The organism is Cellulosimicrobium sp. ES-005 (assembly GCF_040448685.1).
Taxonomy (GTDB): domain Bacteria; phylum Actinomycetota; class Actinomycetes; order Actinomycetales; family Cellulomonadaceae; genus Cellulosimicrobium; species Cellulosimicrobium cellulans_G.
The window spans coordinates 2,686,621-2,699,744 of sequence record NZ_CP159290.1; the positions used below are offsets into that span (position 1 = coordinate 2,686,621).

Genomic DNA, 13,124 nt, shown 5'->3' on the forward strand with positions numbered 1-13,124 from the left:
CGGGGCCGACCGGCGCCGTCATCGATGTTGCTTCGTACCTGCCGCCGAGGCCGCGTTCACGCCGCGCCGGACCGCTCCCCGGCTCGCCGCGACGAGACCGAGCTGCTTCGCGCGCATCACCGTCTCCGCACGCGTGTGGGTGCCCAGGCGACGGTAGATCTCGCGGATCTGAGTCTTCACCGTGTTGTGCGAGACGTAGAGCCTGCGGGCGATCTCGGGGCCGCTCAGCCCGTCGACGACGAGCTGGAGCACGAGGAGCTGACGCTCGGGCAGCAGGACCGTCCCGCCCTCGGGCGAGGCCCGCCGCCCAAGCTCCGCCACCGGCTCCAGCTCGGCACGCTCCGCACCGTCGACGTCCGCGAGCAGGAGGTCCATCGCCTCAGGAGAGGCCCACCGGAGCTCGAGCAGCGCGTTCGCCCGGCGCGCAAGGCCCCACGCCCGCCGCATCTCCGCGCGGGCCTGGTCCTTCTCTCCCAGCGCCACGAGTGCGCTGGCCGTGACGGCGAGGCCCTCGATGCGAGCCCCCGTCGTCAGCCGGGCCCTCTCGCCGAGCCTCGCGACGCGACGGAACGCCTCGACCAGGCTCCCGCTCGCCACGAGCGCATGGGCGTTGACGACGTCTCGGACCGGCGCGGACCGCGGGAGGGTGTCGGCGACGCGGATGGCGGCTGCACCGCGACCCGCCACCAGGTGCAAGCGAGCGACGTCCTGCACGACCAGGAAAGGTGCGCGCCGCTCGCTCGCGTCGGGCTCGACCGCCATGCCTCTCCTCGCGGCATCCGCCACCAGGACGTCGAGCGCGAGATCCGGAGTACCGCTGAGCTCGGCCATCACCGCCATCACATGCCTCCGCACGAACCAGAGGTCACCGCCCGGCCTCTCGATGCTCCTCCCGAGCGACGCCTTGGCCTCGTCGATACGGCGACCCTCCAGGTGGACCAGCGCTGCGACGACCGACGGGACGTCCCCCCCGCACCCGCGCCACCAGGCGGGCGGGGCCGGCAAGGACCGCGACTCGCGCACCCACTCGTCCGCGGCCACGAGATCACCACCACACGCCTCCGCGACCGCCGCCAGCTCGCACGCCACGGCAGCGACGGAGAGCGCACCCGAGCGTGTGGCCCGCTGCGAGGCCGAGTCGGCGAACGCTGCCGCGACCCGGACCAGACCTGCGCAGAGCGCGCTCATCGACGCCTGCAGCTCGAGCAGCACTGCCGCGCCGATCGACCGCGGCGCGCCGCGGTCGGCACCGAGATCGTCGAGCGCACCCTGTGCCGCCTGCAAGGACTTGTCGTACAGGCCGGCGCGGCGCAGGAGTGCGACCCGACAGAAGGCGTCCAACGCCCGCGCTTCAGGCGATGCGGTCGTCGGCGCGACGGCCTCGGCAAGAGGCTCGTCGTGCTCGTCGAGCGACTCGATGCGGCCGATCGTGGGTCGTATCGCCGCGCGCAGGATGCGGAGTCGGCCCGGGATGCTCTCCGGACATCGTTCGACGGCGCTGCGCCACAGCTCGTCGAAGCCCGGCCCGGAGCTGACGGCGAGCAGGTCGGGCCAGGTCGCGACCAGCGCGCGGTCCACGACTCCGGGCTCTCTGGAGTCGAGCGCCCGCGAGAGGGCCGCCCACGTGGCCCCCCGGGCGACGTGAGCGTCCACACGCTGCTGGAAGCGGCGCACGTAGCCGGCCGGATCCAGATAGCGCAGGTGCGAGAGCAGGCTCTGCCGCATCCTGGGCTCGTACTCGAGCACGCCCGCGTCAGCGCCCACATGACGGTAGAGGATCCCCCCCTCGACGAGTCGCCGAGCCGTCGAGCGCGCGTCCGGCACCGCCGTCAGGTCGTCGAGCTCGTCCACCTGGAGACGACGCTCGACGCAGGTGTCGAGGAGGAAGGGCATGATCTCCGGAGGCACGAACGACCCCAGAGCTCGCGTCGTCTCTCGACGGACGACGGCGGGGACCGCGTCGTGGAGATCGACTCCTCCCGAACCGCCCGAACCCAGGTCGGCCACCGCGGTGACGATCGACGCCGGGTAGCCGCCAAGTCCGTCGGTGACGAGCCCCGCCACCTCCTCGGTGATCTCGATCCCTCGCACCCGGGCGAAGCGCACCGTGTCCTGCGCGCTCCATGCGAGCGCAGCCATGCCGACCTCGACCATGCCTGTGCCCCGCCGGACGGGCGTGGGACCGACGGTGCTCAGCACGACCGCCCGTGCCCCGAGAGCGACCGCCGCCGCGCAGGCCGCGTCGATGAGGCCTGCATGGCCTGCACGGACGTCGTCGACGACGACGGTCACCGGGCCCAGAGCGCGGAGCAGCGCCCCGAGGCGCCCGGGTCCCGCGCCGTCGAGATCGGTGGACCCCGTGGGCCGGAGCACGTACCGCACCTGGTCGAGAACGCGGTCCGCGAGCTCTCCGGCACCGATGCACCGCCGCGCCGGGTCGCTCGCGGACGCCGAGAGCCAGACGATCACCTGGCCCTCGGCGAGCGCGGCCCGCGACCACCGTGCGACCGACACGGTCTTCCCGAAGCCGCGCGCGGCGCGGACCAGGACGTGACGGGTGGTGCTCGTGAGCGTGTCGTCAAGGAGCGGACGCTCGATCGCCGCAGAGGTCGTCGCCAGACGCGGGAGCAGACCGCGAAGCGCCGCTTCCACCTCGGCCCGTCCCGCGCCGCCCGCCTCTTCCCGACCGGTCAGCACCTGCTGCCACCCGCTGATCGAGGGTGAACCCTGCTCTCGCTGTCGTCCGCCGTCTCTCGCCTCCGCCACCGCTCCATACCTCTGACAGACGTCGGTCGGCCGGAGTCACGACGGGTGATCCGTCATGCGCCCGGCACAAGGACGCAGGGCGACACGGTTACCGCGCGCCCTACGTCTGCCCCGATACAACCTCACGGACCGGCGAAGTCAGGAGGTACGGAGGGTGATCCTGAGGGTGACCACAGGACGGAGCGACGGCCCGACCTCACGGGAACCGGCTCCCGCTCAGCCCTCGCGGAGGCGCACGAGGCGGCGCCCGGCAACGAGCAGGACACCGGCCAGGAGCAGCGCACCGGACGCCGCCGCGACCGGCACCGTCTCAAGCCCCGTCGCCGCCAGCTCTCCCTTCTCCGCGGGCTGCGCCGCACCAGGTATGGCGTCCGTGGTCGGCTCGGCCACGACCATGTCGACGGGCTGCGACGGCACGACAGGCTCCGCCGGATCGCTCGGGTCCGCCGGGTGCGTGGGCTCGGCCGGACCTGTCGGTTCGGCCGGGCCTGTCGGCTCGGCCGGGTCTGTCGGCTCGGCCGGGTCTGACGGCTCGACCGGATCCGACGGCTCAACCGGGTCTGACGGCTCAACCGGGTCCGACGGCACGCTCGAGCAGACGGGATCCTGGCCGCCTTCACCGAAGTGCTCGTCGTAGTGGGCGACCTGGACCCACGTGATGCAGTAGTCGTCCGAGTGGACGAGCGCCGACCACGGGAGGAAGCTCGAGCCGACGAACCGGCCCGACGGCTGGTCGTTGAGCGTCTCGAAGTGGATGCCGACCGACCGCTCGGCGCCCTCGACCGTGTAGCGGACGTTCACGTGGCCACCGTCCGGGAACGCGTCACCCGCGGGGAGATAGAGCCCTTCCGGGGCCACGCGGTAGGGCGTGGGCGAGTCGGACCCGCCAGCGAGCGCGGGTGCCGCGGACAGGCTGAGGATGAGGGCAGCGCCGAGCATTGCCCCCGATGCGATACGCATGGGACAGTGAGGTCCTTCCTTGAGAGGGAGAGATCTGCCCGGTTCGTACTCCGCCAAGAGGGGCCGGGCAGATCGCATGTCAGAGCGGGTCGACCACGCCTTTCGACGGTAGACCTGAACGACCGTCCAGTTGAGCGCTCCTGAGAGCCACGGCGCGCATCGTCGCAGGCGAGAGCATGCTTGGCGGCCCCACCCGTGATACCACTCACAGCATCCTTCACCCGCGGTCACCCCCGGGGTCACCCTGTTGCGATCGCACTCACACCGTGTTCTCGCCGTCCAGGGACGCGGACACCGGCCCACGTCCCCGAACGTCACGGCACCCCCGGGCAACGCCATCCCGTCTCACGTGACGGGCACCCTCGACCGTATGCCGGATGGCCCGTAGGATCGTGGCAACCATCCAGAGCGGTCGAGAGTCCTGGCTCGACGACACCGCAGCAACCCGCCGACGGAAGCCTCCCGAGGACAAAGGTGCTAACGCCAGGGTCGATGGAGTGACGCATGACCTCAGAGGCATCCTTCGCGCACCGTCCGGGCACGTGCCCGACGGCGGTCGCGCCCTTCCGTGTCCCGGCGCCGCGTGCCGTGGCGCGCCCCGGCGAGGCGACGTCGTGAGCGTCGCGGACGCCGTCGGGCAGGCGCACGGCGGGGCGGCACGTCCCACGGTCTCGTTCGAGCTCATGCCCCCGCGGCGCCCGGACGCGGCGCCCAAGTTCTGGGAGACGGCACGCCGTCTCGTCGCGACGCACCCCGACTTCGTGTCCGTGACGTACGGCGCGGCGGGCACCGACCGCGCGACGGCTCGCCAGGTCGTCGGCCGCCTGCTCCAGGGCACGCCCGTGCTGCCGATCGCGCACCTCACGTGCGTCGGGGCATCGCGCGAGGACGTCGAGGAGGTCATCTCCGACTTCCTCGACGAGGGCGTGCGGAGCTTCCTCGCGCTGCGGGGCGACCCGCCGCGCGACCAGCCTGACTGGCAGCCCGCGCCCGACGGCGTCCGGTCGTCGACCGAGCTCGTCGCGCTCCTGCGCGAGGTCGAGGCGTCGCGGTGCGCGGCCGACCCGGCCGCGGCGCTGCGCGGCGCGGCCCGGCCGCTGACGATCGCCGTCGCGACGTTCTGCGACGGCAACCCCGCCGCCGGCACGACGCGCACGCAGGAGGTGCGCCGCCTGTTCCAGAAGCAGCAGGCCGGCGCGAGCTTCGCGATCACGCAGCTCTTCTACGACGCGTCGTCGTACACCGACTTCGTCGCCGAGGCCCGCGCGGCCGGCGTGACGATCCCCATCCTCGCCGGGCTGCTGCCCACGACGGAGCCCGCACGGCTCCGCCGCGTCGAGGAGCTCACGGGCGTGCGCGCGCCCCAGCACCTGCTGGACGCGCTCGACGCCCTGCCCGACCCGGAGGCGCAGCACGCCTACGGGATCGCGTACTCGGTCGACCTCGCGCAGCGCGTCCTCGACGCGGGCGCGCCCGGTCTGCACGTGTACACGTTCAACAAGCACCGCGCCGCTCTTGACCTGCTCGAGGGTGTCCACCTCGGCGGCGGGTCGCGCGGGACCGGGGGCAGCGCCAGCGCTGCCGCCACCCCGCTCGTCCCGGACCTGGCCAGCGGGCCGTGGGTCACCGGCACCTCCCTGCCCCCGACGAGCGCCGCCACGCACGGCACGCCCGTCTGACCGGTCCTCCGGACCAGCAAGAGGTTTCGATCATGGCCACTTCCGTACCCTCCCCTACCCAGATCCAGGCCGGATTCCCCGCCGGCACCGTGCTCGGCTACCCCCGCATCGGGCGCCGCCGCGAGCTCAAGAAGGCCGTCGAGGCCTTCTGGGCCGGCAAGACGTCGGCCGACGAGCTCGAGGCCACGGCCCGCGAGCTGCGCCTCGCGACCGTGCGCCGGCTCGTCGAGCTCGGCCTCGGCGCCGACGACGCGTCCGTCCCCGGGTCGTTCTCCTACTACGACCAGGTGCTCGACGTCGCCGCCTCGCTCGGGGCGATCCCGTCGCGGTTCGCGTCGCTCACCGACGACGCGGGCCGCCTCGACCTCGCGGGCTACTTCACCGTGGCGCGTGGCCAGGGCGACGACGCCCCGCTCGAGATGACCAAGTGGTTCGACACGAACTACCACTACCTGGTCCCCGAGATCGGCCCGGACACCCCGATCCGGTTCGTCGACGACCGCATCGTGCGCGAGTTCGTCGAGGCCAAGGAGGCGGGCATCGTCACGCGACCCGTCGTCGTCGGGCCGGTGACGTTCCTCGCGCTCTCGAAGGCCGCCGACGACGCTGCGTCGTCGGTCGCAGGCTTCCGCCCGCTCGACCGCCTCGACGACGTCGTCGCCGCCTACGCCGACCTGCTCCGCGCGCTCGCCGCCGCCGGCGCGCCGTGGGTCCAGCTCGACGAGCCGATCCTGGTCACCGACTCGGTCGACGTGCCGTTCACGGAGCTCGCGGCAGCGGTGGAGTCGGCCTACCGCACCCTCGCGACGGACCTCCGCCCGGCGCCGAACCCGGGGTCGCTCCCCACGGAGTCCTCCGGCTCGGGAGAGATCCCGGGCTCGGCGCAGGGGGCGCGGCCCGCGATCCTCGTCGCCGCGCCGTTCGGCGGGCTGCAGGCCGGTGCCGAGGACGACGGCGGCGACGCGCGGGACGGGCTCGCGCTCCTCGCGGGCACCGACGTGGAGGCGATCGCGATCGACCTCGTCAAGGGCGCCGTCCCGACGGCGGCCGACGGCGGCGTCCCCGGCCTCGCAGGGAAGACGCTCGTCGCGGGCGTGATCGACGGGCACAACGTGTGGCGCGCGGACCTCGCGGCGAAGCTCGAGGTCGTCGACGCGCTCCAGACGCTGGGCGCCGGTGCGGTCGCCGTCGGGACGTCGACGTCGCTGCTGCACGTGCCGCACGACGTGGAGGACGAGGTGTTCGCCGAGGCGGGGACCGCGTCGGGCACCACGCTCGACCCGCGCCTGCGCGACTGGCTCGCGTTCGCGGACCAGAAGGTCGGCGAGGTCGCGACGCTCGCCCGCGCGCTCACGGAGGGTCGCGACGCCGTCGCCGCCGAGATCGAGGCGTCCCGCGCGGCGGTGGCCTCGCGAGCCGCGGCGAGCGGCGTCGTCGTGCCCGCGGTGCGCGAGCGCGCCGCCGCGCTGACGGACTCGGACTTCGCGCGCGGTGACTACGCCGAGCGCGCGGCCGCGCAGCAGGAGCGTCTGAACCTGCCGCCGCTGCCGACGACCACGATCGGCTCGTTCCCGCAGACGCCGGAGATCCGCCGCGCCCGCGCGCTGTGGACGAAGGGCGAGCTCTCGGACGCGGACTACACGGCCGCGATGCGCGAGGAGATCGCGCGCGTGGTCGCGCTCCAGGAGGAGCTGGGCCTCGACGTCCTCGTGCACGGCGAGCCCGAGCGCAACGACATGGTGCAGTACTTCGCGGAGCACCTCGACGGGTTCGCCGTCACGGCGAACGGCTGGGTCCAGTCGTACGGGTCGCGGTGCGTCCGCCCGCCGATCCTGTGGGGCGACGTCACGCGGCCCGCGCCGATCACGGTCGAGTGGTCCGCGTACACGGCGTCGCTCACCGAGAAGCCCGTCAAGGGCATGCTCACCGGACCGGTGACGATCCTCGCGTGGTCGTTCGTGCGCGACGACCAGCCGCTCGGCGACACCGCGAACCAGGTGGGCCTCGCGCTGCGCGACGAGATCGCCGACCTCGAGGCCGCGGGCATCGGGATCGTGCAGGTCGACGAGCCCGCGCTGCGCGAGCTCCTGCCGCTGCGCCGCGCGGACCAGCCGGCGTACCTCGACTGGTCCGTCGGGTCGTTCCGGCTCGCGACGTCGGGCGTCGAGGCCGCGACGCAGATCCACACGCACCTGTGCTACTCGGAGTTCGGCGAGGTCATCGGCGCGATCGACGGCCTCGACGCGGACGTGACGTCGGTCGAGGCGGCGCGCTCCCGCATGGAGATCGTGCCGGAGCTGCGCGACGCCGGGTACTCCCGCGGCATCGGGCCGGGCGTCTACGACATCCACAGCCCGCGCGTGCCCTCCACGGAGGAGGTCACGGAGCTGCTGGAGCTCGCCGTGAAGTCGATCGACCCGACGGTCGTGTGGGTCAACCCGGACTGCGGCCTCAAGACCCGCCGCTACGAGGAGACCGTGCCGTCCCTCGAGCACCTGGTCGCCGCGGCGAAGGCGGTCCGCGCCACGCTCGGCTGATCCCCGCACACGCCGGAGGCCGGGTCCCGTCGGGACCCGGCCTCCGCGTCGTGTCGGTCAGCGCTCGGTCGTGCCCGTCCCCGCCATCGGGAGGGCGAACGCGAGCGTCGCGGCGAGGAGCCCGCCGACGAAGAGCCACACGCCGCCGTCGACGCCGGACATGCCCGACCCCATGAGGACCAGGCCCCCGACGAACAGCGCGAACGAGACGACGAACCGCGCCAGCGCGCCCGCGTGCCCGGGGATGTCGCGGCCTTCCGTCCCGGTGGGGAGGGGGCTGTCGGCCGCCTGCTCGCTGGTCGTGGTCATGGCGTTCTCCTTCTGAGGTCGGTGCGTGGGCCCGGGCGTCGTCGTCGGCGACGATCAGTCCAGGTAGTTCTCCACCGTACCGGGGTCGCGCACGGTCGCCGCATCCGGGTCGCTCCCGAACTCGCGGGCCGCGTCGCGCTGGCGCAGCAGGTCCCAGCACTGGTCGAGCTCGACCTCGATCGCACGCAGTCGCTCGTGCTCCTGCCCGCCGGTGATCTCGCCGTGCGCGAGCTGCTCGCGGAGCTCGCGCTCCTGCGCGACGAGGTCGCTGATCGTCCTGCGGATGCCGCCGTCGGTCGCCATGCGGTCCACGGTATGCCCGACGGCGCACGCGCGCCCGTGAGGGCGGGCGCCGGGCGGGCGCGGTGTCGGCGGCACGGCCTAGGCTCGCCGCCATGACGACGACGATCGGCCGCACGGTCCTGCTCTGCCACGACCTCGACGCGAGCGCCGCGTTCTGGGCGGACGGGTTCGGGTTCGGCACGCTGTTCCGCGGCGAGACCGACGGGTTCCCGCTGCTGCACGTCGGACCCGGCCGCGTCGACGAGCCCGGGCTGTGGCTCGTCCCGCTCCCCGACGGCGGCGCACCCCTCGTGCGCCACGGGCTGCCGAACCTCGTCCTCTACGTCGACGACCTCGACGCGACCCTCGCGCGGCTCGCCGCCGCGGGCGTCGAGCCGTTCGTCGGGCCGGACTCCGACGCCGAGTCCGGGGACCGGTTCGCGCACGTCCACGACCCGGACGGGCACCGGATCGTCGTCGTGCAGCTCGGTCCGGCGGCCGACCCCGCCTAGGGGCTACCGGGCCTGCACCCACGTCGCGTCGTCGGCGAGGATCGTCACCTCGTCGTCGTCGACCACGAGGAAGCCGCCGCCGATGCGCAGCTCCGCCGTCGGACGGTCCGGGGTCCGCAGCCGCACGCGACCCGCCGTGAGGGTCGCAGCGACGGGCTGGTGCCGCGCGAGGATCCCCAGCGTGCCCGACACCGACGGCACCGTGACGCTGCGCGCCGGGCCCGACCAGAACACCCCGGACGGCACCACCACCTCGACGGACACCAGGCGCTCCCCCACGGGTACGGCGGTCTCGGACGGTGACGGCGCGACGGGCACGGAGGATCCTCCTCGACGACGGGTGGCGGAGCCTCCGAGTCTCGCGCCCGCGGGCGTCCCGCCGCGTCGTCTTTCGTCCCTCTCCGGGCGCCGGAGGTCACCGGTCGCGACATCGCCGAACCCGGGGTTCCTCCCCACGTGGAGCGCAGCCTGGGGAGGAACCCCGGGTTCGGCGACGACCGGTCTCGCCGTGCGAGGGGGAATCACGTTGACGACGGCGGTGTGCGAGGCGCACCATCGAGGGTGACGGTTGCCGAGGGCAGCCGTTCGTCGTGCCGGTCGGGCACGGCCACGGTTCAGGTCGCGCCGGACGGGCGCACCGCACGGGACGAGGAGACGCGGATGCACAGCACCGCAGGCTGCGAGGTGGCCATGGCGGCCTGCTCGGGCACCCTCCCCTCCCGCACCGTCTCCCGCTGAGACCACCCTCCGGACGCCGACAAGGCGCCCCGCCCCGCTGAGTGCTGGGATTCGTCGTCACGACGCGTTCCTGACGACATTTCCCCCGCACCCAGCAGGTCTTGGCGACGGCGGTAGCGGGCATGCCGTCCTCCCCGCCTTCCCCGCCTCGGACGAGCGCCGTCGTCGTGCGGCCACCGCGACCCCGCGTCGCGGTGAGCCGGCCGCCTGCGCCGCCGCACGCCGTCGGGCAGGGTGGGACCGTACCGACACGGAAGCCCTGAACCCATGAACCCCCTGACCGAGAAGCAGATCCGCGCGTCGTTCGTCAACGCCTCCAAGCGCGAGGCCGCGCAGGCGACCCTCCCCGAGCTCGACTCGCTCGACTGGGACCGCCTCGACTACCTCGGGTGGCGCGACCGCAAGGCGCCGCTGCTCGCGTACGCCGTCGTCGAGGTCGACGGCGAGCCGCGCGGCGTCCTGCTGCGCTCCACCGACGCCAAGACGGGCGGCATGCGCAAGCGCGCCGTCTGCGCGTGGTGCGAGGACGTCGTCGTCACGGACGACGTGAGCCTCTACGTCGCGCGGCGCGCCGGCGCCGCCGGGCGCCGCGGCAACACCGTCGGCACCCTCATCTGCACCCACTTCCTGTGCTCGCAGAACGTGCGCCGCACCCCGACCCGCACCGAGATCGGCGACGACGAGTCGATGCGCGAGCTGTTCGTCGAGCTCCGCGTCGACGGCCTCCGCGAGCGCTCCGCCCGCTTCGTCGCCGAGGTCATGCGCGACGCCTGACGCACCACGGCTCTCCCTCGGCCCACCAGACCTCTACCTCGGCAGACCAAGGCTCTACCTCGGCAGACCAGGGCTCTACCTGGGCCTACCAGGGCTCTACCTCGGCGGCGCGGAGGGTGAGCCGGACGCCGAGGGCGAGGGCGGAGCGGGGGTGTGACGGGTCGTGGTGGGTCTGGCGGGAGCCGCGAGGGACGAGCGGCGGATGGAAGACCCGTCGCGCCCCCGCGGAGCCCTCGCCCGGACTGAACCCTCGGAACCGTCCCGCCACGACGGCCACCAGTTCCATCGCCCGAGAAGCGTCATGGTCGCCGGGAGGAGGAGGCCGCGCACGACGGTCACGTCGAGGAGCACGGCGACGGCCATGCCGACGCCGACCTCCTTCATCGCGACGAGCTCGCCCGCCGCGAAACCGAGGAACACGATGCCGATGGCGACGGCGGCCGTCGTGATGACCGGGCCGGTCGCGGTGATGCCGCGGAGCACGGCCCGGTCGTTCGCGGCGCGCAGGTCCTCCCCGGGCGTGCGGGCGCGCCACTCCTCGGCCGTGCGCGCGAGGAGGAACACCTCGTAGTCGGTGGACAGACCGAACACGAGCATGCCGATGAGCAGGGGCGTCGTGACGTCGAGCGCACCCCACGGCTCGAACCCGAGCAGCGAGGCCCCGACGCCGTGCTGGAACACCGAGACGAGGACGCCGAGCGTCGCGGCGAGCGTGAGCAGGTTCATCACGAGCGCCTTGAGCGGCACGACGAGCGAGCCGGTGAGCAGGAAGAGGAGCACGAACGTCGCGAGCACGACGACGCCCGCGGCGAGCGGGAGGCGCTGCGCGAGGTGCTCCTGGGTGTCGACGACCTCGGCGGCCGGACCGGCGACGTGCACGTCGAGGTCGCCCGTGTCGATCGCGCGGATCGCGCGCAGCAGGTCCTGGGCCTCGGCGGCGGTCGCGTCGCCGCCCTCGCCGACGTCGGGCGTGACGTCGACGACGAGGACCTCGGACGGGTAGTCGGTGTCCTGCATCGCGTCCTCGACGCCCGGCAGGGCCGCGACGCGGTCGAGGTAGGCGGAGGCGGCCTCGTCGCCGCGGGGCGCCTCGACGAGCACGGTGATCGGGGTGACGCCGAGGTCGGCGAAGCGCGACGTCGACGCGTCGGCGGCGAGGCGCGCCTCGGCGTCGGCGGGCAGGGAGTGGACCTCGGAGCTGCCGAGCGTCATCGAGCCGAGCGGCGCGGCGAGCGCGAGGAGGAGGGCGGTCGCGCCGAGCGTGACGAGCACGGCGTGCCGCTGGGCGGTGCGCGCGAGGCGCCCGAGCGTCCCGGCCCCGCCGCGACCGGTCCACGGGTGGGACCAGGTGCGGGCTCCCGGGGCGGGGATGGCGCGGTGCCAGGTCGCGACGAGCGCGGGCACGAGCGTCAGCCCGGCGGCGGTCGCGACGAGCACCACCACGGCGCCGCCGACGGCCATGCCGGAGAGCAGCGAGTCGCCGAGCAGGAGCAGGCCGGTCAGGGCGATCGCGACGGCCAGCCCGGACGCGAGGACGGCGCGCCCGGCGGTGGCGAGCGTGCGCCCGACGAGCTCGTCGAGCGGGAGGCCCGGGTGCTCGGCGCGCTCCTCGCGGAAGCGCGCCAGGACGAGCAAGGAGTAGTCGACCGTGAGCCCGAGGCCGAGCAGAGTCACGACGTTCACCGCGAACTCGTTGACGGGCACGATCCCCAGCAGGCCGCTGAGCACGAGCAGCGCGACCGCGATGGCGGCGAGCGCGGACAGCAGCGGCACCAGGCCCGCGCGCAGGCCGCCGAGGACGACGACGAGCACGACCAGCAGGACGGCGATCGCCACGCCCTCGCCCACGGCGGCGTCGGTGATCGCCTGGTCGACGAACGCCTCCTCGGCGAGCAGCGCCCCGCCGACGAGGACCTCGGGGGTGTCGACGGTGTGGAGCGCGTCGGCGACCTGGTGCGCGAGGGCGAGGGCGTCGTCGTCGGACAGCGCGGGGTCGAGCTCGACGATCACGAGCGAGCCCTGGCCGTCGTCGGCGATGAGGCCGCCACCGGTGTACGCGTCGAACAGCTCGACGACGCCCGGCATCGCCCGGATGCCGTGCATCACCTCGCTCGCCTGGGCGATCAGCTCCGTGGAGAAGTAGTCGCGCCCGGACAGGACGGCGACGACGGTCTCGCCCTCGGGCTGGAGCTCGTCGAGACGCTCGGCCGCGAGGGCGGAGGGGCTCCCGGGCGGGGCGGGATCGACGTCGGTGGTCTTGTCGAAGACGGCGCCGCCGAGCACCGCGCCGAGGACGAGGAGGACCGCCCAGACCCCGAGGACGACGCCACGGCGACGCGCGGCGAACCGTCCGGTCCGGTGCAGGAGGCGTCCGAGCGCCATGGGCAGTCCTCCTCGTCGAGGGACGTCGTGCGGAGAGAGCCGGTCGGGTGCAGGAGCTCGTGCGGGTCCTGCGCGGACCGTGAGGTGAGGTCAGCACCCTACGCGAGGGTGGGAGCGCCGTCGGACCACGCTCCGCCCGTGCGAGGGGTGCGCCTCGGGACCACCGGGGTGGAGAAGGGGGGTGA

Annotated in this window: 10 protein-coding genes and 1 riboswitch; of the genes, 4 read left to right on the forward strand and 6 right to left on the reverse strand. The window is 73.9% G+C overall.

Annotated elements, in window-relative coordinates; genetic code table 11:
* Positions 1–18 precede the first annotated feature (18 nt).
* Both ABRQ22_RS11805 and ABRQ22_RS11810 read right to left on the reverse strand, forming a co-directional pair.
* Complete coding sequence (locus ABRQ22_RS11805; protein ID WP_353706867.1) at positions 19–2,652, reverse strand: LuxR C-terminal-related transcriptional regulator; 2,634 nt, start codon at positions 2,650–2,652, stop codon at positions 19–21.
* Positions 2,653–2,982: 330 nt separating this feature from the next.
* On the reverse strand, positions 2,983–3,726 hold the full coding sequence (locus ABRQ22_RS11810) for a hypothetical protein (protein ID WP_353706868.1): 744 nt from the start codon (positions 3,724–3,726) through the stop codon (positions 2,983–2,985).
* Between the two features lie 396 nt (positions 3,727–4,122).
* A riboswitch (SAM riboswitch) is annotated at positions 4,123–4,225 on the forward strand.
* 115 nt (positions 4,226–4,340) lie between these two features.
* Here ABRQ22_RS11810 and ABRQ22_RS11815 point away from each other — a divergent pair.
* Together ABRQ22_RS11815 and metE are read left to right on the forward strand one after the other, a co-directional pair.
* A complete protein-coding gene (locus tag ABRQ22_RS11815; RefSeq protein WP_353706869.1) occupies positions 4,341–5,405 on the forward strand; it encodes a methylenetetrahydrofolate reductase in 1,065 nt (354 codons plus the stop codon).
* A gap of 32 nt (positions 5,406–5,437) precedes the next feature.
* Positions 5,438–7,942, forward strand: a complete 2,505-nt coding sequence (metE, locus tag ABRQ22_RS11820) for a 5-methyltetrahydropteroyltriglutamate--homocysteine S-methyltransferase (protein ID WP_353706870.1) — start codon at positions 5,438–5,440, stop codon at positions 7,940–7,942.
* Positions 7,943–7,999: 57 nt separating this feature from the next.
* Here metE and ABRQ22_RS11825 read toward each other — a convergent pair whose 3' ends face one another.
* Positions 8,000–8,251, reverse strand: coding sequence for a hypothetical protein (locus ABRQ22_RS11825; RefSeq protein WP_231581656.1), 252 nt, complete (start codon positions 8,249–8,251; stop codon positions 8,000–8,002).
* A 54-nt stretch (positions 8,252–8,305) separates the two neighbouring features.
* Positions 8,306–8,554, reverse strand: coding sequence for a DUF2630 family protein (locus ABRQ22_RS11830; RefSeq protein ID WP_253051496.1), 249 nt, complete (start codon positions 8,552–8,554; stop codon positions 8,306–8,308).
* A gap of 92 nt (positions 8,555–8,646) precedes the next feature.
* On the opposite strand from ABRQ22_RS11830, the gene ABRQ22_RS11835 reads away from it, so the two are divergent.
* The gene (locus ABRQ22_RS11835) at positions 8,647–9,045 is read left to right on the forward strand and encodes a VOC family protein (RefSeq protein WP_353706871.1); all 399 of its coding nucleotides are present in this window, start codon (positions 8,647–8,649) and stop codon (positions 9,043–9,045) included.
* 3 nt (positions 9,046–9,048) lie between these two features.
* Here the strand turns inward: ABRQ22_RS11835 and atpC are convergent, their stop codons facing one another.
* Complete coding sequence (gene atpC / locus ABRQ22_RS11840; RefSeq protein WP_353706872.1) at positions 9,049–9,363, reverse strand: ATP synthase F1 subunit epsilon; 315 nt, start codon at positions 9,361–9,363, stop codon at positions 9,049–9,051.
* A gap of 687 nt (positions 9,364–10,050) precedes the next feature.
* Here atpC and ABRQ22_RS11845 point away from each other — a divergent pair.
* Positions 10,051–10,557 carry an FBP domain-containing protein gene (locus ABRQ22_RS11845; protein WP_353706873.1) on the forward strand — a complete coding sequence of 169 codons (507 nt, stop codon included), beginning with the start codon at positions 10,051–10,053 and terminating at the stop codon, positions 10,555–10,557.
* Between the two features lie 96 nt (positions 10,558–10,653).
* Here the strand turns inward: ABRQ22_RS11845 and ABRQ22_RS11850 are convergent, their stop codons facing one another.
* On the reverse strand, positions 10,654–12,939 hold the full coding sequence (locus ABRQ22_RS11850) for an efflux RND transporter permease subunit (RefSeq protein WP_353706874.1): 2,286 nt from the start codon (positions 12,937–12,939) through the stop codon (positions 10,654–10,656).
* Positions 12,940–13,124: the final 185 nt, after the last annotated feature.